Raw genomic sequence first — 21,911 nt, forward strand, 5'->3', positions numbered from 1 at the left:
TTACTATAGTGTAAGCCGCTTGTTGCTGGCAACCAGCACAAACCATCCGACTAACGCGGCAAGCTTCCTTGAATGATGTAATTACTGCTAAATGTCAGGTTACCCGGATGCAGCAATACATTCCCCAACAACACGTTAGTATCATTTTGGGGCCCCGTGTACACCGCTGCACCATCCATATTCAGGTCAGTGGCATAATACCCCACCAAACGGAAAGCGGTGTTAACCAGCTTGTTATCAGGTGAAACCAGAATCGCCCCCAAAATTACATTGCTGTCACTGCCCGGCCCACTGATGATAATGGTACTGCTGTTATTGGTATCCCCCGCCCATAACAAGGCGACGGAGGAACTCAGCAAACGGGTATTGACACCACCGTAAACCTTGGTTCCTAGGTGGGTAAAATCAATCAGTTCAGCGGATGTTTTCAAGGCAATAGGGGCATTGGTCATAACCCCTAAATGGTTGCGGTGACGCACCACCACATAATAATCACCATCCGTTACATTGAACAGTTGCAGCGTCTTCGAGCCAGTTACCGCGTCCACGACATCGCCATCACGTTGCAACAGCGCAGCTATTGCGGCAACCCGCACTGTAGGGTCAAACTTATCGCGTAGCTCAATCAATACCCAATCGACAGGGGCATCCTTACCTGTAGCCTTCCACACCCCCGATGCTGCTGTTTCGGTGCCATGATAATCAAACGGGGATATCGTACTACCCGAATCCACATAGCCAAATGCTGATTTCAACTCACCATAGGGCTGCAAGAGCGGCACCAGCCCCTGGCTGAACAACTCATTGTTCATCAAACCGGTGGATTTATCGTATGGCCCTTGCAAAGCTACCCGCAGTTGTAGCGTGACCAGAAAATCTTCTTCAACATCGAGGTAAGTAGCAAGACCATTGGCGTTGTTATCAACCGCATCAGCCGGATTACCATCACCATTCGGGTCAGGCTTCTCTGTGGCAGTGGGTGAACCATCATTGTCGTCATCCGCATCCAGATAATCCGGCTTACCATCACCGTCAGTATCCCGTGCATCTGCCGGATTGCCATCACCATTCGGGTCAGGTGCTTCGTAACGGGTCAGCACCGTATCGCCGTCGTCATCCGTATCCAGATAATCGGGTTGGCCATCCTTATCGGAATCACGGGCATCTACCGGATTGCCATCACCATTGGGGTCGGGCATTTCGTAACGGGTTGGAATACCATCGTCATCATCATCCGCATCCAGCGCATCAATAAGGCCATCCTTGTCGTGATCCAACGGGACGGTAAAATCATGTACTTCTTGCAAATCGCCAATACCATCGCCATCGGTATCGGCTTTCCACGGATCAGTTCCGATTATTTTTTCGACTGAATCCATCAAGCCGTCGCTGTCACTATCCTCGTCCACATCCTGTACGCTAACAATCACCACCCGATCGGCACAGCTTGCCAAGGAGTCACACACACGGACACTAACAATGTAGGCATTATCCTTATTAGCATCCAACGGCTTTTCATAATCGGGTAGTTTATTGAAAGACAAGACCCCGGTCATCGAGTCTACCTGAAACAGCACGTCATCCAATTGCCCCGCAAAACTGTAAACCAAACCATGACCTTCCGACTCGGTTTTATGGGTAGCATTAATATCCATGACAATAGCACTGGCATTTTCAGGGTAAAGAACCGCGCTGGGATTGATAATGCTCGGTGCCTGGTTTTCGACAACATCGGCAACCGCAACCTCCAAGGTTTGGGTGTCGCTCAGGCTGCCATCACTCGCGGTCACTTTCACTTCATATACATTGTTTTTGTCGCTGTCAGTGGGGAGTTCGTAATCAGGATCCGTCACAAAACTCAACACACCCGTGCTGGTATTGATGGTAAACGTTGCGGCATCTACCCCACCGCTAATGCTGTAAACCGGCTTGTCACCGTTACCATCTGTCGCTATCACCACCGTTACCAGCGTCTGATTTTCATTGATCGCAACCGCAGCACTCGCCGCACCGCCATTACTCACTATATCCGGCGGTAAGTTTTCATCCGGCAAGTTCACAATACTCACGTAAATCATCTGCTGGTCGGTCAAACTGCCATCACTCACGGTAACCTGCACGTCGTAACGGTTGTTGCGGTCAGCATCCAGCGGCTTTTCGTAATCAGGCGCTGTCATGAAACGTAATCGACCAGAGCTAGCAATTATTTTAAATAACGCCGCATCCGCCCCACCGGTAATGCTGTAAACCAAGTCATCATTGTTGGCATCGGTAGCCTCAACATAAGTGACCTCGACCTGATTCTCTTCCGCATTCATGTAAGCTACTACGCCAGCGCCATTACTGGTAATAGTGGGCGCTACATTCTCGGTAATATTGGTAACCTGCACCGTGATCATCTGGGTATTGGCCAGCGTACCATCACTCGCTGTCACCTGAACTTCATAGGTATTATTCAAATCGACATCGGTTGGCACTTCATAATCCGGCGCTACCTTGAAACTCAACGCGCCCGTGGCGGTATTGATGCTGAAACGTGCCGCATCCGATCCGCCGCTAATGCTATAGGTAATGCCCACCCCCTCCGGGTCAACCGCCTTAACTGCCGTCACTGCCGTTTGGCCTTCCGGTATCGGCAAAGTCGCCGTGGCATTACCGCCGTTACTGTTAATCACGGGCGACAAGTTCACGGGCTTATCCACCGGGTTCAAGGTAAGGCCAGCAGTATCGTCTTCATTAGGAAAGCTGCGACGGTTAAATGCGGTGGAATCAGGGTCTTCATTGAAAGCAAAGGTAATTTCACCATCCACCCGGTAGCTGCTGGCTGTGCCAACCCGTGCGCGGATTTTGAGGGTTTTCGCGCCATTCGCTGGAAGCACATCCGCATTCCACTCGCCGGTGCTGGCGTTATAACTGCCTGCCGAATCATCGCTGACCCACTCCAGCCCTGCGGGCCATTCCAGCCCTACCTGCACCAGACTGGTGGAGATAGATGAAGCATTTTTAAGGGTGTAACTGATTTCCACCTCACTGTTCCAGGCGGGGCTAAGGCTGCTGGCTGCTGCCTGCAAGGACAAATCCACCGGGGTTGACTGGGTACTGGTCAGCCATTTGAAAAACGCCCCGGAATCGTAGGCCGGGTCGCCTGCATCCGCCAACGCCAGCTTGACATGATAGCTCTGCCCCGGCGTCAAGCCCCCCATTGAAGCGGTTATCGGACGCGTATAGCCATCCAGTTGGCTTGAACTGCTACCGCTGCCATTGCCGTTATCCACAAAGTAAGCAGTATTCCCCAGATTACAGGCCGCCCCATCGGCATTCACGCCCTTAGCCCCGGCATTGACGTTGTTGACCGCTATTGCATCGCCCGTATCCGGCATGAAAGCCGCATTCCTGACACCACTTAGCCCCGGCCCGGAAACAAACAACCCAAAGGCATCATTGAAACGGCTACACACATACTCCGGGTACTCTTCCGAACCAAACGCAAACACGAAGTTAAGCCGGTCACCTTCCGGGGTAATATCGAACTCAATAATGGAGGGGTCATATTTAGCATTGGCACTGATCGTCGCCAGATCGGGGTCAAGGTATTGTACTTTGGTGTTACTGGAATACGCAGCGCTGCTGTTCGGGGCTTGAATACTCCCCAGATTACCCGTATTCAGGAATACGCCGGTACTGACACCCAGCACATCCCCGCCACTGCTAAAGATACCGTATTGCTGGTTAGCACCCTGTGTTACCGACAAATTCCTGACTGACAAGCCAGGGCCATCAAGAATAGCTGACATCTGCGAAGGGCTGACATTAGCATTATAGGCAGGTGCTGCCTGCACAACCGTCGCCCACAAAAAAAGCAAGATAACACCTAACGGTGTTACTGCATTGTAACTCATTGGTTTCATAGCCTTAGCGCCCCAAGCATTTTTATCATTATTTTAATCAAGTCGGATACGTAACTTGTTATAACAAAGCATAACTCATAAAAATTATTTATTCTATCATTCGTTATCCGCTTATCTGAATATACCGTTCATGGCTTTTCGCCCCATCCCCCTCCCGCCATAATGCTGACAATCACACATACCTCATCACATAACGATAACAACTCAAGGGTGTCAACATGCTCCAACGTCATCTGGCGACTGTCTTACTGGCAGGCACGATTACAGGCTCTGCTGCACCCTCATGGGCAGATGCCCCACTATGGGAATCGTGGTCGCAACCTTATCCGCAACGTGGGGAATTTGCCCCCAGTCGCCAAGGTACATTACAGCCACGCCTGCAACTCGCGACTTATTCAGCCCCTGCGCCACTGAGCAATCCCATCCAACAAGGTTTGCTCGACCTGGCACACTCTCTGGAAGGCAAAAGCCAGTGGGAACGTGCCGCGCCACTCGGTAACAACATTGCCAACAAAACCCTGATGGAAACCGTAAAGCGCCTGCTTACCTGGCAAGACAGCCTAGAGCCTGCCGCGCTAGAACGCCAATTTGACCTGGTGTCTGTTTCTTCCAAAGCCGATAGCAAAGCACAGTTTACCGGCTATTACACGCCGGTTCTGCAAGGCAGTCGTACCCGTACCGCACAGTTCAACATACCGGTATACCGTACCCCACCCAGTAACCTCAGGCGCTTGTCGCACAATGAGATTGCCCATGGCGCACTGACCGGTAAAGGGCTGGAGGTGGCGTGGGTGAATAATGCCTACTTGCTATACATCGCACAGGTACAAGGTGCCGCCCGCATCTATTTTACCGACGGCAGCGTCAGCACACTGGATTATGCAAGTGACAACGGACGGGAATTCAAAGCAATCTCCACCTACCTAGCGGCAAAAGGTTACAAAATTGGCGCGTTATCGCATAACAATATTAACCGTTGGCTGCTTGACCACCCGGCAATCCTTCCTGATGCACTCCTGAGTAACCCGCGTTACATTTTTTTCAATGAAACCCAAGAGTCTCCGCAAACCGCTTCTGGTCATGGGGTCATCCCCGGTCACACCATCGCGGTGGATAGCCGTTACATTCCCCACGGCTCGGTATTATTGGCGGAATTACCCCGGCTCGATGCACTCGGCAAGCGTCAGGGCGGCACGGAGTGGCGTATCTTGTTCGCACAGGATCACGGACGTGCCATCAAGGGTAACGGGCGTTTCGATTTGTATACTGGCGTTGGCGGGGATGCCGAATCAGCCGCCTATTCCGTCACGGGTCTGCATCGTGTTTTCATGCTGGTGCGCAAACCGGGCTAAACGCCTTGTAATACCGCTTGGAATTCCAAGCTGATCCGCCGATAATAAAAAAAAATTATCCATGCGAGGGGATCCAATGCTGTTAAAATATGCATGGCTTGCAGGCATCTGCCTGTTTGCCAGCCACACCAATGCCCAAACCACCACCACGCCCCTTCCGCCAGCGTGCAACGTACAGCCTCAGGGGAAAGTCGTAACGCCCACGGAAAACTGTATCCGTAAAACCCCGGCCTTGCGCGAGGGGCTGGTGGATCTGGCGGTTTACCTGCAAACCACAACACCCTCACGGCTGATTGCACCGGAATATCAGGGAAAGCTCGATGTCAGCCAACTTCAGGATACCGCCACACAACTCATCCACTGGCTAGACAGTGCCCCGGACGCCAGACTCCCATTGGAAAAACAATTCAGCCTACAGGCACTGGGCAACACCACCGCAAAACGCCCGGTACAGTACGGTGGGTATTACACCCCCATGCTAGAAGTCAGCGCCACCCCAACGGACACGTATCAATACCCGATTTATGACAAGCCAGCCAGCGGCCTGCTACCCTCACGACGCACCATCATGCAAGGCGCATTGCACGGCAAGGGGCTGGAAATTGCCTGGACAAACGACCCGGTGGGTTATTATTTCATGCAAGTGCAAGGTTCCGGCCTGATCCGCTACCCGGATGGGCACACCCAACTGCTGGGCTTTGCCGGTAAAAACAGCTATCCCTACGCCAGTATTGGGCGTTACATGCAGCAGAAAGGCTATTTGCGCACCAATAACCTGTCGAACACAGCCGTCAGCGAATGGCTGAAACTAAACCCCGATAAGCTGGATGAAGTCTTGAATGCCAGCCAATCCTTCGTATTTTTTCACCCTGTCAGCGATGTGGTACGCAGTTCCTCCGGCCTGCCGGTGGTTGCCGGGCATACGGTCTCGGTCGATACCAGTCTGATCCCGCTGGGTTCCATCCTACTTGCTGAGCTGGCTTTGCGTGACAATAACGGCAAAATCGTGCAACATGAGTGGCGCTTGTTGCTGGCAACAGACCGTAGATCGGATGACAGGGGCGTCACCCGAATCGGTATCTATACTGGGGAAGGCGACGAAGGCCGTGCAGCAGCACAACACTTTTTCCCGGCAGGCAGGGCATTCATTCTACGAACTGGCTCATAATGTCTGCTACAGGATTGAACTGGACGGGCAATTCTGGTATCGAAAGCTATACTAGATAGAATAAATTATTGGTTTAGACACAGGGTTTTCATTTATGCTGGGTTATATTGACTGGATCATCATTCTGGTTGCACTAATGGCTGCGATAGGAGCCGTATTACTGCTGTTACCGCAAACCAATAGCAAGGAAACCCAAGGGCTGCGCGTGGTTCGCTTGCAAGCCGAAGCCGACCGCAAACGGGTTGCTGATGTACTGGAAGTGACTCAACACGGCGCACAGGATGCTGAGAGTCTACTCAGTAAACTCAAAGCCCAAGTCGAACAAACCACCCGCAGCTACGAAGCCAGTCAGGCGCGAGCCGAACAAGCCGAACGCATTATTGAACGGGTAACCACGGCCGAACAGGAAATCCGCGACATTTCCAGCCAACTCGGCGACCGTCTGCAACACCTGCAAGGCTATTGGGATGAACAACTCGGCGATTCTGTCGAAAGCGTCAAACGCATCCGCAGCAAATTGCACGAAGGGCTGACACAGGTTGACGACAGTCTGATCCGTTTGCGCGAACAGGAAAAAATGGCGCAAGGGTTCACCCGCCGCCTGCTCAACCATCATCAGGAACAAGCGCACAACCAGCAGGAAAATGCTCGCATGTCCGCTGAAGTCCACAACCGTCTGGAAGCCATGCTCAAGGAGTCCAGCCACTTGCTGGAACAAATGCAGCGTTACCAGCAGGATGCCGATACCGTGTTCCTGAAATTCAATACCGAAATGGAAGGACTGGAATCACAAGCCAGCGAGCATTTCAGCACCCTGTCCCAAAGCACCGATCTGGCACGCCACGAGCTGACATCTGGTCTGGAAGAAAGCCGCAAACATGTCGAAACCATGCGCCGCCGCGAAGAGCAAAGCAACGACCTGAGCCGCCGCATCCACCAGCAATTCGAGCAGATCGACCACATCCGCGTGGAACGTATTGCCAAAACGCTGGATCTGACCGAACAAATGTCCAGCGACTTGCACAAAGGCATGGAAAATGCGCGTGATCTGCTGTTCTCACTGGAAGTAGCCGTGCAAAACGTCACTACCAGCCTGGACGCCAAACAACCCGCCGCAGCACCTGCACACGCAGACGAATCCGAGGCACTACCGTTGATGCAGGAAACGCTCGAAGCTTCCAACTCCGATGATGCCGCCGAAATCGTTGCCGAAGTTGAAGAAATGGTAGCCTCCGCCACACCAACTCAAGATGCAGAAGTCAGCAAACTGGCTGACATCGGCAATCTGCGCCCCGTCAAAGAAAACGAAGAAGAGCCTACCCCGCATAACCTGATGGCACTGCGGGCTTACCGTTAAGCAACAAATTAACGTCAGAACGTTATGCCCGCTTACCAGCAGTGAATTCAAGTGATTTCATGATGGGGATCAAGCTATTGCTTGCTTTCTTGCCCTGATTGTTTTATTGCTTGATCTATTCATTCCTTCTGTTAGCGAGAAAACGCCTGAATGCCCCCGGAACATGCCCTCGTCGTCAACAACATCAAAAAACGCTTCGGTGATTTAGCCGTCCTCAATGGTATCTCGCTGACCGCACACAAGGGCGATGTCATCTCCCTGCTGGGTTCTAGCGGTTCTGGCAAGAGCACCCTACTCCGTTGCATCAACTTGCTGGAAACCCCGGATGAAGGCGAGGTTTACGTCACGGGTGAACGCATTGAAATGACCCATGACCGCCACGGCAAAACCATTCCCAAAAGCCAGAAGCAGGTTGACCACATCCGCACCCGTTTGGGCATGGTGTTCCAAGGCTTCAACTTGTGGAGCCACCGCACCATTCTGGACAATATTATCGAAGCGCCGGTGCATGTTCTCGGCATCCCCAAAGCCGAAGCCAAGGAATACGCATTGGAATTGCTGCACAAGGTCGGTATTGCCAGCAAAGCCGACAGTTACCCCGATCACTTGTCCGGTGGGCAGCAACAGCGCGTTGCCATTGCCCGCGCTCTGGCGATGAAACCCGCCGTGATGCTGTTTGACGAACCCACTTCCGCCCTCGACCCGGAATTGGTGGGCGAAGTGCTGCGCGTGATGCGCCAACTGGCCGACGAAGGCATGACCATGTTGGTCGTCACCCACGAAATGGGTTTTGCGCGGGAAGTCTCCTCACAAGTCATCTTTTTGCACCAAGGGCAAATCGAGGAGCAAGGTAGCCCCGAACAAGTATTCGGCAACCCGATATCCGAACGCTGCCAGCAATTCCTCGCCAGCCAGCTCAAATAACGTCATGAATCACCCTTCCCTACTTGCCACCCAATCACAGGAGAATTCCATGAAAAAACTTACCCTTCTACTGTCCAGTACCGTACTGGCTTTGGCTGTTGCCGGTACTGCACAAGCCGCCGACAAACTGCGACTCGGCACCGAAGGCGCGTATGCTCCGTTCAATACCGTGGATAAAGACGGCAAGCTGGCAGGCTTTGACATCGACATCGGCAACGCACTGTGCAAGGCGATGGAGACCGAATGCGAATGGGTCACCTCCGACTGGGACGGCCTGATCCCCGCGCTGGATGCGAAAAAATTTGACGCCATCGTTGCCTCCATGTCGATCACGGACGAGCGTAAGGAAAAGATCGACTTCAGCGGCAAATACTATTCCACCCCGATCAAGTGCGCCCGCGAAACCGGCAAAACGGTTGACCCGACCCAAACCGATACTCTCAAGGGCAAAATGATCGGCGTGCAAAGCGGCGTTGTCTCGGATAATTTTGCACGGGCAACCTTTAAAGACATTGCTGAAATCACCGCCTACAAAACCCAAGACGAAGCCAATATGGATCTGCTTTCCGGGCGTGTCGATTTGGTGTGTGCGGATTCCGTGGTACTCGCCCCCTTCGTCAAGGATGAGAAAAACGCCGGTAAGGTCGAATTCGTCGGCGGCGATTTCGACGACAAAAAATTCATCGGTGATGGCGTCGGTATTGGCGTGCGCAAAGGCGACACCGCGCTGGCTGAAAAGCTGAACAAGGCGATTGCCAAAATCCGGGAGGATGGCACTTACGCCGAAATCAACAAGAAATACTTCGACTTCGACCTGTACGGGGAATAAGCCTTGCTGGATTTACAAGGTTACGGCTGGATGCTGTTGCAAGGTCTGCAAATGACCGTGCTGGTGGGGTTGTGCGCCATGTTGGTGGCTATCCTGTTCGGTTTGCTGGGCACGTGGGGCAAGTTCTCGCACTCACGGCTGGCGAATTGGGCGGCGGATACGTACACCACCGTGGTGCGCGGCGTGCCGGAACTGATCCTGCTGTTGCTGGTGTATTACGGCGTGCCCAAGCTGATTCAGGATGGGGCTGCCGCTCTAGGCTATGACATGCGCCTTGACCTGAACCCGTTTGTGGCGGGCTTTCTGACCATCGGTTTCATCTACGGCGCATTTTGTACCGAAGTGCTGCGCGGGGCGTTTTTAGCCGTCCCGCGTGGGCAGATGGAAGCGGCGCGAGCAATTGGCATGAGCCGTACCCTTGCGTTCCGCCGGGTGCAATTGCCGCTGGCGATGCGCATGGCCTTGCCCGGGCTGGGCAATGTGTGGATGGTGCTGATCAAGGCCACTGCGCTGATTTCATTGATCCAATTGGATGAATTGATGCGTAAGGCCAAACTCGCCGCCACCGCCACTCACCAGCCGTTTACCTTTTATTTCCTCGCCTCCTTACTGTTTCTGGCGATTACGCTGGTGTCGATGCTGGTGCTGAAACGTGCCGAAACCTGGGCGAAACGCGGGGTGCGTACATGAATTGGGAACTGATCTGGGAAAGCCTGCCGAAATTGCTGGAGGGCGCGGGCGTTACCGTGCAAATAACCCTGTTCAGCATTGCCATCGGTTTGCTGCTGGCTGTGCCGCTGGCGTTGGCGCGGCTCTCATCCAACAAGCTGTTGAACTGGCCTGCCACGGGGTTTGTGTTTTATTTCCGGGGCACGCCGTTGCTGGTGCAACTGTTCCTGATCTATTACGGCAGCGGGCAATTCCGCGAGCTGTTTAGCGATCTGGGCTTGTGGACGTATTTCCGTAATGCGTGGTTTTGCGCGGTGCTGACCCTGACCTTGAATACGGCTGCGTATTCAGCGGAAATTTTCCGGGGTGCGATTCAAGCCGTGCCGCGTGGCGAAATCGAGGCGGGTAAAGCGTTTGGTATGTCGGGCTGGTTATTGTTTCGGCGCGTGACTTTGCCGAAAGCCTTCCGCATTGCCCTACCCGCTTACGGGAATGAGGTGGTGTTTTTGCTGCAAGCCACCTCACTGGTGAGCACCATTACCGTGATTGACCTGACCGGCGCAGCGGATTTGATCCGTTCCAAAACCTTTGCGGTGTATGAAATGTACCTGACGGCGGCGGTGCTGTATCTGATCATGACCTATGTGCTGGTGTATGGCTTCCGGCTGCTGGAAAAGCGTTTAAACGCCTATCAGCGTCGCCCCGTATAACACCAGTTCTGCGGCAATCCACCACATGATGACGCCAATCAACAAGTCGAGGGCTTGCCATGTCCCCGGCTTTTTGAACAAGGGTGACAACAGCCTTGCGCCGTAACCCAAGCCGAAAAACCACAGGCCGGAAATGCTGATCGCCCCCAGCAAAAAGGGCAATTTTTCACTGGCTGCCAACGTGCCTGCCACACCGCCCAGCACGACCACGGTATCGAGATAGACATGCGGGTTAAGCAAGGTAATGGCTAAAGTCGCCATGAGCACGGTTTGCAGGCTGGTTTTTGCTGCATTGCCCGCTGCGGCTTCCAGATAACCTGTCCCCTGATACGCACTGCGGAATGCCTTGAAGCCATACCAGAACAGGAACAGCGCCCCAACCAACGCAAGGCCAAACGTCGCCATGCGATTGGCGCTGATCAACGAACCCAACCCCAGCACCCCGGCACTCATTAACACTGCATCACACAGGAAGCAGGTCAAGGCCACCCAGAAAATATGGTGACGCGCCAAGCCCTGTTTAAGGACGAAGGCGTTTTGTGCGCCAATGGCGATGATCAGGCCGATGGCGATCATCGCGCCTTTTAGGAAGATTTCTAGCATGGGAACATCCTTGTTGTTCAGAATGACGCATTCTATGGCATAGCCAATGACAGGCATACAAAGCGGTCATGCAAACGTGTAGAATAGATTATTTCAAAACAGCAACCCACTGATAAATATTACTTAATTAGCACTAAAGAACCGGACATGGAAGCGGACAATATCGCGGAAGACCGAGGCGAATCCATCGGCATGATGGAGCCGCTACTGGTTTCAGGGACATCCCGTTTTCGCCCTGAACTGGCTGACTTGGCTTTGGAACTGACCGCCAAATCTACCGCACTGCGTAAAAGCCTACCGGTAGGCATTGCACGTGCGTTGTCTGATCTGGTGCGCTCCATGAACTGCTATTACAGCAACCTGATTGAAGGGCATGACACCCACCCGATTGACATCGAACGGGCGCTCAACGAGGACTATAGCACCGACTCCAGAAAGCGTGACCTGCAACTGGAGGCCAAAGCCCATATCGCTGTCCAGCAATGGAGCGGGGTGTACTGGCTACGGAATCGACACGCGCACCGCTGCGCTTGAATTTCCCGGCGATGTTGGCGGCACGTTGGATGCCTGGGCTGTTCCCCGAAAGGTAGCGCAAACTACATGGGGAGTCCTGACCCTAAAGTGTATAAGGGCGAAAGCAACGCAACAAAGAATAGGATACACTAACGCATTAATTGTTTACGCCCCCGGATACCATGTCGCCCAACGCCAATCCCCACGTACCTCTCGCCCTGTTCGAGCACCCCAAATACTGGGCAGAATGCTATGACACCTCGCCCTATCTCCCCATGAGTCGTGCGGAAATGGACGCGCTGGGCTGGGATTCCTGCGACATTATTATCGTTACCGGGGATGCTTACGTCGACCACCCTTCCTTTGGCATGGCAGTGATCGGGCGGATGTTAGAAGCACAAGGTTTTCGCGTCGGCATCATTGCGCAACCGGATTGGCATTCCAAAGACCCATTCATGGCACTGGGCGAACCCAACCTGTTCTTCGGCGTCGCGGCGGGCAATATGGACTCGATGATCAACCGCTACACCGCCGACCGCAAGATGCGCTCCGACGACGCTTACACCCCCGGCAATGTTGGCGGCAAACGCCCCGACCGCGCCTCCTTGGTGTATTCACAACGCTGTAAGGAAGCCTACCCCGACGTACCGATCATTCTGGGCGGGATCGAAGCTTCATTGCGCCGCATTGCGCATTTCGATTACTGGCAGGAAAAAGTACGCCGATCGATCCTGATGGATGCCGCCGCCGACCTGCTGCTGTACGGCAATGCCGAACGCGCCGTGGTCGAAATCGCCCACCGCATCGCTTCCGGCGAACCCGTTGCCAACATTACCGACGTGCGCGGCACGGCCTTCATCCGCCGCGACACCCCAGCAGGCTGGATGGAAATCGACTCCAGCCGCGTCGACCAACCGGGCAAAATCGACCGCATCATCAACCCCTACATCAACACCACCGAACTGTCGGAATGCGAAGTTGAAAAGCGCAATGTGCAGTGGTTTGAATACGAAGACCCGCGCAGTAAACGCCCCGACGAACACAAACTGACCTTCCACCCGCGTGCCCGTTTGGATCGCGACCTGACCGTGATCCGCCTGCCCTCGTTTGAAAAAGTCAGCAAAGACAAGGTGCTGTACGCCCACGCCAACCGCGTGCTGCACCTGGAAACCAACCCCGGCAACGCCCGCGCCTTGGTGCAAAAACACGGCACGCAGGACATCTGGATTAACCCGCCACCGATTCCACTGACCACGCCGGAAATGGATTTCGTGTTCGGCCTGCCCTACGCTCGTCAACCGCACCCGGCTTACGGCGGCGAACGCATCCCCGCCTATGAAATGATCCGTTTCTCGATCAACATCATGCGCGGCTGCTTTGGCGGCTGCACTTTCTGCTCGATCACCGAACACGAAGGCCGCATTATCCAGAACCGTTCGCAGGAATCCATCATCCGTGAAGTCGAGGACATCCGCGACAAAGTACCGGGATTTACCGGGGTCATTTCCGACCTCGGCGGCCCCACCGCGAACATGTACCGCCTCGCCTGCAAAGACCCGAAGGTGGAAGCTTCCTGCCGCAAACCAAGCTGCGTTTACCCCGGCATTTGCCAGAACCTCAACACCGACCACACCGCGCTGAAAGAGCTGTACCGCACCGCCCGCAACTTGCCCGGTATCAAGAAAGTGCTGATCGGTTCCGGCCTGCGTTACGACCTCGCCATCCGCGACCCCGAATACGTCAAGGAACTGGTCACGCACCACGTCGGCGGCTACCTCAAGATTGCCCCGGAACACACCGAAGATGCGCCGCTCTCCAAAATGATGAAACCCGGCATCGGCGCGTATGACGAATTCAAACGCCTGTTCGAGAAATACACCAGGGAAGCGGGCAAAGAACAATATTTGATCCCGTATTTCATCGCCGCGCACCCCGGCACGTCCGACGAAGACATGCTCAACCTCGCGCTGTGGCTGAAGAAAAACGGCTTCCGCGCCGACCAAGTGCAAGCGTTTTACCCCTCGCCGATGGCATCCGCCACCACCATGTACCACACCGACAAAAACCCGCTGCACAAAGTCACCTACAAAAGCGAAAAGGTGGAAACGGCGAAATCACCGGAACAGCGCAAGCTGCACAAAGCGTTTTTGCGCTGGCATGACCCCAAAAACTGGCCGCTGCTGCGCAAAGCAATGGCGGAGATGGGGCGGCAGGAACTGATTGGCGATGGCGACAACCAGTTGATCCCGCATTACAAAGCGGGGGAGGAACAGTTGGTGTATGAGGCGCATCGGCGGAAGAATAAGGGCGGGGAGCATCAGAAGCGGGTGGGGAAACCTGCGCAAACGGCAGCGAGTAAACCGAATGCGGGTAAGCCGCAGGGTGGGAAGGTATTGACGCAGCATACGGGGTTGCCACCGAAGCCATTAATAAAAAATGAAAAACCCAGAAGTAATCACACACTATCAACTAAAAATAAACACCGGCCACGCCCATAGCCCCCTATCCATAAAAATAATTAATAATTTACATTGAAAAAAAAAACTGATTGTGGATAAAATAGTTTACTAACCAACAATCACAAGGGGCTAAATCATGCCAACAACACAAAAAATCTCCCACAAATTCGTGGGAGCAGCTACCGTTTTGCTCATGACAAGTGTATCCATCCTCCATGCAGATGAAACTGTTTGGCAAGATGTTCCTCAAGCAGACATTGCCGCATCGACCAGCACAATACGCAGCATGTTAGTTTCTGATACAATTACAGCCCAATTGGAAAAATACCGTTCACTGACATTAGATGAGAATCGTGTCAAATTACAATTACTGTTGGCAGGCTCGGCTGCAAATGTAGTCCCCGGCACAGTTATCAGCTTACCACTGCCAGATAACACCTTTGCAAACGTAGAAATTACACCGATAGAGAATGCCTCCCCAGAAATTGCCAAACTAACCCCTAACTATCGTGCTTGGACAGTCAAGGGTACTGATGGAAAAATCATTGATGGCATTATCGACGTTAGCAATACTGGATTCCATGCAATGCTGAACCTGTCTAATGGTGACACCACATTCATTGACCCAACTACATCAACGGGACAAAGGCAATACGCCAGCTTCAGCAAGCAAAGCAACACAAAAATGTTTGAACATCTCAATTGGACATGTGGGACACCTGATACCCAAACCGCCAGTTTTTCAACCACCGTACCAGCTTTAACAACCTCGTTAGACACAATAGACACCACCACCACATCTACTTACCGGGCTGCCGCCGCAAGCAGCCAACCACACGGAGAAAATGTCCTCATCTACGACCTAATTGTTGCTGCTACCGACGAATACACTAAGTCACATGGCGGGTCAAGGAATGCAGCACTCGAACAAATCAGACGGACTATTGACCGTGTGAATTTGGTGATGAAAACTGACCTTTCTATCCAACTGAGACTTGTGGGTGATGGTAGAATGGTCGCAGATGGCACAGGAAAAGACGGGTATTCAGATAGCAATGATACAAGTCTTACCCATCTTAAGCAGCTACTTGATCAAAATGAAGCGGCATTTAAAGCAGCAGGTATACCATCCAGTAGCTATGACATTGGGCATTTGTTTGGGGGTATCAATATCGGGGGCTTGGCGGATGTTGGGAGTGTATGTGACAGCTCAATATTAAGACCACATCTGAAAGCCCGTGGGTTCAGTGGCATAGGTAAGGGAGAGATTGATGCCACCGTATCACTTGATGTAGTGGCACATGAATTAGGACATCAGTTGGGGGCAAACCACACATTCAATACTAATGGCTGTTCTTCACGGGAAGCAAAAACGGCCGTTGAACCTGGCAGCGGTAGTACGATCATGTCTTATGCTGGAAGGTGCAACCCATCAGACATCATTGTCCAGAATGCCGATGCCATGTACCACAACAAATCCATCGCCGAAATACTCACTGCGACTCACTACGGCATCGACCGCGCCTGCGCCACGTCATATCAGATACTCAACAAGCGCACGAATAGCCAGAATAGAAATCCAACAATAACCCTCAGCAACACATCCTACCGAATTCCCCCTCAGACACCCTTCGTTCTGGATGCTGGACTTGGAAGCGATGCGGACCTTGACACCCTGAAATATTCTTGGGAACAGGAGGATACAGGTGTTGCATCAACAGCCAATGTTGACCTTGGCGGTAATGTTGTCACTGGCAATAATGCCCTGATCCGCGCTCGCCTCCCCCAAGCAAGCCCCATACGCACAATCCCCCAAATGGCTGATCTAATGGCTGGCACGAAGAGTGCAGGCGAAGTTCTGCCCATCACGGAAAGATCACTGACTTTCGTGTTAAATGCACGTGATGGTTACGGCGGTCTTGCCGGAAGAGTAGTAGTAGTCAATACCGTAAATCCACTTGCACCATCTGCCAGCAGACCATTCAAGGTCACTGCACCCAATACTACAAAGTTGACCCCCGGTGGTAAACAAACCGTCACGTGGGATGTAGCAGGGACTAACAATGCCAAAAATATCAACTGTCAAGCTGTAGATATTGCGGTCACCAGCGATGATGGCAAAAGCTTCACAACCCTGCTGTCTAGAGTGGCCAATAATGGTTCAGCACAGGTAACACTACCCCAAACCATTGGAACCAAAAGCCACATTAGGGTGAAGTGCAACAACAACATTTTCTTCAGCCTTTCCGCCACCACGCCACACGTGGCCAAACCTAAATAACAGGACGTTAACCATGAAAACTTATGCTTTTCCTCTACTCTTGCTTGGCACATTGGTATTGAATGCTTGTACTACCTATCCAACACCACAGGACAGCAATCTGATACCTGTAAAATCTGAGTCCCAACAACCACAGGCAAAGCCACCAATATCCGTCACGCAAGGAAGTTCCCCTTTCATAGTGATCGGGTATGTCGCCTACCTTGACCCAAAACTGCGGGCGGACTACATCTCCGAGGAGGAATATCCACGGTTAATAACCTTATTGCAGAACCGGGATGCCAAGGCTGATGCCAAGGCAACTGCTGCCAAAGGAGAATATTATATTTTGTATAATGGTGCATCCAGTGACGAGGCAGTACTCCGTTATCCACCATTTGGTCGGGTTGGGTATCCCCTTGGTTATCAACCCCCTCCAAATTCTTTGGAGCGGCTAACTGATGACAAAGAGGTTGCAGAATTGGAAGATCAATCACTTTTAAGCAAAATATTAAGTGGTTGTCCGAGCAAACATACTCAAGGATGGCCTCAACTTGGGGAGGCTTTTGGTAATTATGCAGTACATTGGAATCAAGTAATGGTGTTGGCATGTGCTGAACGGATGGGATTAAAGAAAAAGTAGCGGTGAGAGATCATTAGTTCAGGGTAGCTTTTGTAGCTACCCTGTTCTTCAGCTTAGCGGCAGGCAAACGCCCCGACCGCGCCTCGCTGGTGTACTCGCAACGCTGCAAAGAAGCCTACCCCAATGTACCGATCATTCTGGGCGGCATCGAAGCCTCGTTACGCCGCATCGCCCACTTCGATTACTGGCAGGAAAAAGTCCGCCACTCGATTCTGGTGGACGCAGCCGCTGACCTGCTGCTCTACGGCAACGCCGAACGCGCCGTGATCGAAGTCGCCCACCGACTGTCACGCGGCGAAGCGGTGGAAACCATCACCGACGTGCGCGGCACGGCCTTCATCCGCCGCAACACCCCGGCAGGCTGGATGGAAATCGACTCCAGCCGCGTCGACCAACCGGGCAAAATCGACCGCATCATCAACCCCTACATCAACACCACCGAACTGTCGGAATGCGAAGTCGAAAAACGCAATGTGCAGTGGTTTGAATACGAAGACCCGCGCAGCAAACGCCCCGACGAACACAAACTGACCTTCCACCCGCGTGCCCGTTTGGATCGCGACATGACCGTGATCCGCCTGCCCTCGTTTGAAAAAGTCAGCAAAGACAAGGTGCTGTACGCCCACGCCAACCGCGTGCTGCACTTGGAAACCAACCCCGGCAACGCCCGTGCACTGGTGCAAAAACACGGCACGCAAGACATCTGGATCACGCCACCACCGATTCCACTGACCACGCCGGAAATGGATTTCGTGTTCGGCCTGCCCTACGCTCGCCAACCGCACCCGGCTTACGGCGGCGAACGCATCCCCGCCTATGAAATGATCCGTTTCTCGGTGAACATCATGCGCGGCTGCTTTGGTGGCTGTACCTTCTGCTCGATCACCGAACACGAAGGCCGCATTATCCAAAACCGTTCCAAGGAATCCATCATCCGCGAAGTGGAAGACATCCGTGACAAAGTGCCCGGTTTCACTGGCGTCATTTCTGACCTTGGCGGGCCGACTGCGAATATGTACCGCCTCGCCTGCAAAGACCCGAAGGTAGAAGCTTCCTGCCGCAAGCCGAGTTGCGTTTACCCCGGCGTGTGCCAAAATCTCAACACTGACCATAGCGCCTTAAAAGAACTCTACCGCGAAGCCCGCGCCTTACCCGGCGTGAAAAAGGTCTTAATCAGCTCCGGCCTGCGCTACGACTTGGCTGTACTTGACCCCGAATACGTCAAGGAACTGGTCACGCACCACGTCGGCGGCTACCTCAAGATTGCCCCGGAACACACCGAAGATGCGCCGCTCTCCAAAATGATGAAACCCGGCATCGGCGCGTATGACGAATTCAAACGCCTGTTCGAGAAATACACCAAGGAGGCGGGCAAGGAACAATACCTGATCCCGTACTTCATCGCCGCGCACCCCGGCACGTCCGACGAAGACATGCTCAACCTCGCACTGTGGCTAAAGAAAAACTGCTTCCGTGCTGATCAGGTGCAGGCGTTTTACCCCTCACCGATGGCCTCCGCCACCACCATGTACCACACCGACAAAAACCCGCTGCACAAAGTCACCTACAAAAGCGAAAAGGTAGAAACGGCGAAATCACCGGAACAGCGCAAGCTGCACAAAGCGTTTTTGCGCTGGCACGACCCGAAAAACTGGCCGTTGCTGCGCAAAGCGATAGCGGAGATGGGGCGGCAGGAACTGATCGGCGATGGCGACAACCAGTTGATCCCGCATTACAAGGCGGGTGAGGAACAGTTGGTGTATGAGGCGCATCGGCGCAAGAATAAGGGCGGGGAGCATCAGAAGCGGGTGGGGAAACCTGTCGCGGCTGCAACGACTGGCAAACCGAATTATGGTAAACCTGCGCAAAGTGTAGCGACTGGTAAACCCAATACTGGCAAACCCGCGCAAGCAGCAGCGAGTAAATCGAATGCGGGTAAGCCGCAGGGTGGGAAAATGTTGACGCAGCATACGGGGTTGCCGCCGAAGCCATTTACAAAAAAGAAACACTAAATAGGGAAATAGTGAATATGGATACTTATGCCAATATAAGCATTAATGAATACACTATTTCGTCTTCAAAAAATAATATAAACCCTTATTTAATGATAATTTTTGTCGAATCTGAAAAGCTGCGCTCTATAGAAAAAGATAAAAATATCTTTGATGATGAACCTGTTGAAGAAATAATAACTTGGAAATATATAACTTCCGTAGCCAAAGCTATAGATAGGCTAGAAATTATCGGCTACACACTAGATAAAATAAAAAAATCTTATAAAATTTCTTACACTGATTCAATAGATAAATTCTTAGAAAAGAGATTTCACTCCACTCTTTCAAAAACATTAAATGAAATACTAGAAGAAGGAAAGATAAGGAAAAAACTCAAAGACTTAACAGTGGATGATTTTATAGAAGCCTTTAAGCAACTAAAGGAAAATCAAATTGATTTAATAGCTTTGAAGAACTCAAGAATTCCTAATAAAGGAATTTCATTCCTTGCCAATTATATATTAGCATACAGTAGCGGAAAAGAAACATTTGACTATCCAGATAATAATCAACGTTGTTATTTGAGATGCATTCTAGAAGCTTTTGACCCTAGCGATGTTATTAGCTTAGATTTAACATGGCTAGATCTGGCTGAAACTCTTGATTGCAAAGGTGAGATTAGAAATGATAGCATCAACGAACTAAATAAAAATATTGCCGAGAACTCTAAAATACTCATATTAACCGAAGGAAAAACAGATAAAGAAATTCTAGAGAGATCATTGCGCTTACGATATCCACACTTAGTAGATTATTATTTATTTATGCCTTTTCATTTTGGTGAGCTTGATGAAAAACATGAAATTGAGAGTTCAGCTTCTCTTCTGGTTAAAAGAATAGAAAGCTTTGTAGCTTGTTGTATAAATAATCGAGTAATTGGCTTATTGGACAATGATAAAGCAGGAATAGAAGCAGAGAGCAAAATAAATAAAAAAAATTTACCCTCCAATATAAAACTAATTCATTATCCTGATATTTCTCTAGCAAATGAGTATCCAGCACACGATAAACAGACCAATGACCAACCGTCAACAACCATGTGTAATATCAATGGCAAAGCTGCTAGTATTGAAATTTACTATGGAAATGATATTTTAACAGAAGAAAATAATTTAATTCCAATTCAGTGGACTGAAAAAAAAGATCAAGGAAATTTCCAAAAAAATAAAAAAAAGCAACTTTTCAAAAAAATGCAAGAAAAACTTAGCATATGCGAAAAAGATCATACGAAAATCAATAACTATGACTGGTCGGGCATTGATGCTATTTTTAAAGCCTTATTTCGATGCTTCCAAGAATAAAATTACTGACTGGTGAGTAACTACACCCAATCCTCCAACAACAACCCCTGCACTCTCTCAAACTCACGGACATTGTGCGTCACCAATATCGCTTTCAACGAGCGGACATGAGCAGCAATCAACGTATCATAATGCCCAATCGGTTGCCCCAACTGCATTAATTCACAGCGCACCAACGCCGCCTATTGCGATTGCTCTTCACCCCAATCCAGCACTTGAATGTATTTGAGGAAACTATTGAGAGTAAACGACTTTCATTATTCGACAACACCTGTCATCTTGTTTTAAAGTTCTCGCTATCAGCTTCTTAACCGTAGGATGACCCCATGCCATGACCACATTGCAAGTCAATTCAGCTATTGAACTGGATCAGGTGTTGCGCGGTGTTGAAATGCTCGACACGCCAGAGTTGGAACGTTTCTTTTCGCAAGTCGGTATCCTGTTGGCACGCCGCAAAGCACCCAGTATCCCGCAACGGGAAGCGGTATTGCTGCAACAAATCAATACGCCGTTGCCCGCGCAAACGCTGGCAGACTATCAGGATCTCAGCCAAAAATTGCGCGATGAGAATATTACGCCAGCCGAACATGCTCACTTACTAACCTTGGTGGATGTTGTCGAACTGGCAGATGCCGAACGGATGCAGCATTTATTTGAGCTTGCCCAACTGCGCAACGTACCACTGGATACGCTAATGCAACAGTTAGGGATTCAGACACCAGCACCTTATGTCTAAACGCCATCTTTCCAGCGCGGAACAAAGCGCGATTATTGAGCGTGCGGGTGGACGTTGCGAGTATTGCCAAAGCCAGATGGAATATTCGGGGCAATCGTTCGAGTTTGATCATATCGCCCCTATCAGCCGTGCGGGCGAAACATCGCTCGAAAATCTAGCCTTAGCCTGCGGTGGCTGTAATCGCCACAAATCCAATAAAGTGCAAGGCACTGATCCTGCGACAGGTGATAGGGTTGAGCTGTTTAATCCGCGCCAGCAACAATGGGAAGCCCATTTTGGTTGGACGGATGATTACACGCAAATGATTGGTTTGACAGCAATCGGGCGAGCAACCGTAGCAGCGTTAAAACTCAATCGTATGGGCTTGGTGAATATGCGGCGTGTGCTCTGTATGGCGGGCAAGCATCCAGCGTAGGCAACAAGGA

Annotated in this window: 16 protein-coding genes and 1 pseudogene; 15 read left to right on the plus strand and 2 right to left on the minus strand. The window is 51.6% G+C overall.

The features are described 5' to 3' along the window. Positions 1-50: 50 nt before the first annotated feature. A complete protein-coding gene (locus tag J9253_RS13500) occupies positions 51-3,899 on the minus strand; it encodes a choice-of-anchor L domain-containing protein (RefSeq protein ID WP_210221458.1) in 3,849 nt (1,282 codons plus the stop codon). 227 nt (positions 3,900-4,126) lie between these two features. On the opposite strand from J9253_RS13500, the gene J9253_RS13505 reads away from it, so the two are divergent. The 7 genes from J9253_RS13505 to J9253_RS13535 all read left to right on the plus strand — a co-directional run bounded on the left by J9253_RS13505 (position 4,127) and on the right by J9253_RS13535 (position 10,917). Continuing rightward, positions 4,127-5,260: an MltA domain-containing protein gene (locus tag J9253_RS13505; RefSeq protein WP_210221459.1), complete on the plus strand. Its 1,134-nt coding sequence runs from the start codon at positions 4,127-4,129 to the stop codon at positions 5,258-5,260. Positions 5,261-5,336: 76 nt separating this feature from the next. Further along, positions 5,337-6,428, plus strand: a complete 1,092-nt coding sequence (locus J9253_RS13510; protein WP_210221460.1) for an MltA domain-containing protein — start codon at positions 5,337-5,339, stop codon at positions 6,426-6,428. A 94-nt stretch (positions 6,429-6,522) separates the two neighbouring features. Further along, entirely contained in the window at positions 6,523-7,785 is a 1,263-nt protein-coding gene (locus tag J9253_RS13515; protein ID WP_210221461.1) for a coiled-coil domain-containing protein, read from the plus strand. Positions 7,786-7,935: 150 nt separating this feature from the next. Next, positions 7,936-8,709, plus strand: coding sequence for an ABC transporter ATP-binding protein (locus tag J9253_RS13520; protein ID WP_028488587.1), 774 nt, complete (start codon positions 7,936-7,938; stop codon positions 8,707-8,709). Positions 8,710-8,758: 49 nt separating this feature from the next. Next, positions 8,759-9,538, plus strand: coding sequence for a lysine/arginine/ornithine ABC transporter substrate-binding protein (locus tag J9253_RS13525; protein ID WP_028490521.1), 780 nt, complete (start codon positions 8,759-8,761; stop codon positions 9,536-9,538). Positions 9,539-9,541: 3 nt separating this feature from the next. Next, the gene (locus J9253_RS13530; protein WP_051543554.1) at positions 9,542-10,228 is read left to right on the plus strand and encodes an ABC transporter permease; all 687 of its coding nucleotides are present in this window, start codon (positions 9,542-9,544) and stop codon (positions 10,226-10,228) included. Beyond that, positions 10,225-10,917, plus strand: a complete 693-nt coding sequence (locus tag J9253_RS13535; RefSeq protein WP_210221462.1) for an ABC transporter permease — start codon at positions 10,225-10,227, stop codon at positions 10,915-10,917. The genes J9253_RS13530 and J9253_RS13535 overlap by 4 nt, the downstream gene beginning before the upstream one ends. Here the strand turns inward: J9253_RS13535 and J9253_RS13540 are convergent. Next, entirely contained in the window at positions 10,888-11,520 is a 633-nt protein-coding gene (locus J9253_RS13540) for a LysE/ArgO family amino acid transporter (protein ID WP_210221463.1), read from the minus strand. The genes J9253_RS13535 and J9253_RS13540 overlap by 30 nt on opposite strands. A 147-nt stretch (positions 11,521-11,667) precedes the next feature. Between J9253_RS13540 and J9253_RS13545 the strand changes: the two genes are divergently transcribed. From J9253_RS13545 to J9253_RS13580, 8 genes and pseudogenes are all read left to right on the plus strand, one after another. Continuing rightward, positions 11,668-12,054 (plus strand): Fic family protein, encoded by a 387-nt coding sequence (locus J9253_RS13545; RefSeq protein WP_210221464.1) that lies wholly within the window; start codon positions 11,668-11,670, stop codon positions 12,052-12,054. 161 nt (positions 12,055-12,215) lie between these two features. After that, positions 12,216-14,531, plus strand: coding sequence for a YgiQ family radical SAM protein (locus tag J9253_RS13550; protein ID WP_210224630.1), 2,316 nt, complete (start codon positions 12,216-12,218; stop codon positions 14,529-14,531). Positions 14,532-14,628: 97 nt separating this feature from the next. Beyond that, positions 14,629-16,773 (plus strand): reprolysin-like metallopeptidase, encoded by a 2,145-nt coding sequence (locus J9253_RS13555; RefSeq protein ID WP_210221465.1) that lies wholly within the window; start codon positions 14,629-14,631, stop codon positions 16,771-16,773. Between the two features lie 13 nt (positions 16,774-16,786). After that, positions 16,787-17,395 (plus strand): hypothetical protein, encoded by a 609-nt coding sequence (locus tag J9253_RS13560; protein ID WP_210221466.1) that lies wholly within the window; start codon positions 16,787-16,789, stop codon positions 17,393-17,395. A gap of 59 nt (positions 17,396-17,454) precedes the next feature. Beyond that, positions 17,455-19,407, plus strand: a pseudogene (locus tag J9253_RS13565) (YgiQ family radical SAM protein); the annotation flags it as partial. 17 nt (positions 19,408-19,424) lie between these two features. Next, entirely contained in the window at positions 19,425-20,750 is a 1,326-nt protein-coding gene (locus J9253_RS13570) for a HEPN/Toprim-associated domain-containing protein (protein WP_210221467.1), read from the plus strand. A gap of 331 nt (positions 20,751-21,081) precedes the next feature. After that, entirely contained in the window at positions 21,082-21,486 is a 405-nt protein-coding gene (locus tag J9253_RS13575; protein WP_210221468.1) for a hypothetical protein, read from the plus strand. Continuing rightward, on the plus strand, positions 21,479-21,901 hold the full coding sequence (locus J9253_RS13580) for an HNH endonuclease (RefSeq protein ID WP_210221469.1): 423 nt from the start codon (positions 21,479-21,481) through the stop codon (positions 21,899-21,901). The genes J9253_RS13575 and J9253_RS13580 overlap by 8 nt, the downstream gene beginning before the upstream one ends. Positions 21,902-21,911: the final 10 nt, after the last annotated feature.

Source organism: Thiothrix litoralis (assembly GCF_017901135.1).
In the GTDB taxonomy this organism is placed as follows: Bacteria; Pseudomonadota; Gammaproteobacteria; order Thiotrichales; family Thiotrichaceae; genus Thiothrix; species Thiothrix litoralis.

Bases quoted from the DNA above. Each gene is read 5' to 3' on its own strand.
- J9253_RS13520 (WP_028488587.1), top strand. From the start codon at position 7,936: ATGCCCCCGGAACATGCCCTCGTCGTCAACAACATCAAAAAACGCTTC.
- J9253_RS13535 (WP_210221462.1), top strand. From the start codon at position 10,225: ATGAATTGGGAACTGATCTGGGAAAGCCTGCCGAAATTGCTGGAGGGC.
- J9253_RS13570 (WP_210221467.1), top strand. From the start codon at position 19,425: ATGGATACTTATGCCAATATAAGCATTAATGAATACACTATTTCGTCT.
- J9253_RS13505 (WP_210221459.1), top strand. From the start codon at position 4,127: ATGCTCCAACGTCATCTGGCGACTGTCTTACTGGCAGGCACGATTACA.
- J9253_RS13560 (WP_210221466.1), top strand. From the start codon at position 16,787: ATGAAAACTTATGCTTTTCCTCTACTCTTGCTTGGCACATTGGTATTG.
- J9253_RS13510 (WP_210221460.1), top strand. From the start codon at position 5,337: ATGCTGTTAAAATATGCATGGCTTGCAGGCATCTGCCTGTTTGCCAGC.
- J9253_RS13550 (WP_210224630.1), top strand. From the start codon at position 12,216: ATGTCGCCCAACGCCAATCCCCACGTACCTCTCGCCCTGTTCGAGCAC.
- J9253_RS13580 (WP_210221469.1), top strand. From the start codon at position 21,479: ATGTCTAAACGCCATCTTTCCAGCGCGGAACAAAGCGCGATTATTGAG.
- J9253_RS13515 (WP_210221461.1), top strand. From the start codon at position 6,523: ATGCTGGGTTATATTGACTGGATCATCATTCTGGTTGCACTAATGGCT.
- J9253_RS13500 (WP_210221458.1), bottom strand. From the start codon at position 3,899: ATGAGTTACAATGCAGTAACACCGTTAGGTGTTATCTTGCTTTTTTTG.
- J9253_RS13525 (WP_028490521.1), top strand. From the start codon at position 8,759: ATGAAAAAACTTACCCTTCTACTGTCCAGTACCGTACTGGCTTTGGCT.
- J9253_RS13555 (WP_210221465.1), top strand. From the start codon at position 14,629: ATGCCAACAACACAAAAAATCTCCCACAAATTCGTGGGAGCAGCTACC.
- J9253_RS13575 (WP_210221468.1), top strand. From the start codon at position 21,082: ATGACCACATTGCAAGTCAATTCAGCTATTGAACTGGATCAGGTGTTG.
- J9253_RS13540 (WP_210221463.1), bottom strand. From the start codon at position 11,520: ATGCTAGAAATCTTCCTAAAAGGCGCGATGATCGCCATCGGCCTGATC.
- J9253_RS13545 (WP_210221464.1), top strand. From the start codon at position 11,668: ATGGAAGCGGACAATATCGCGGAAGACCGAGGCGAATCCATCGGCATG.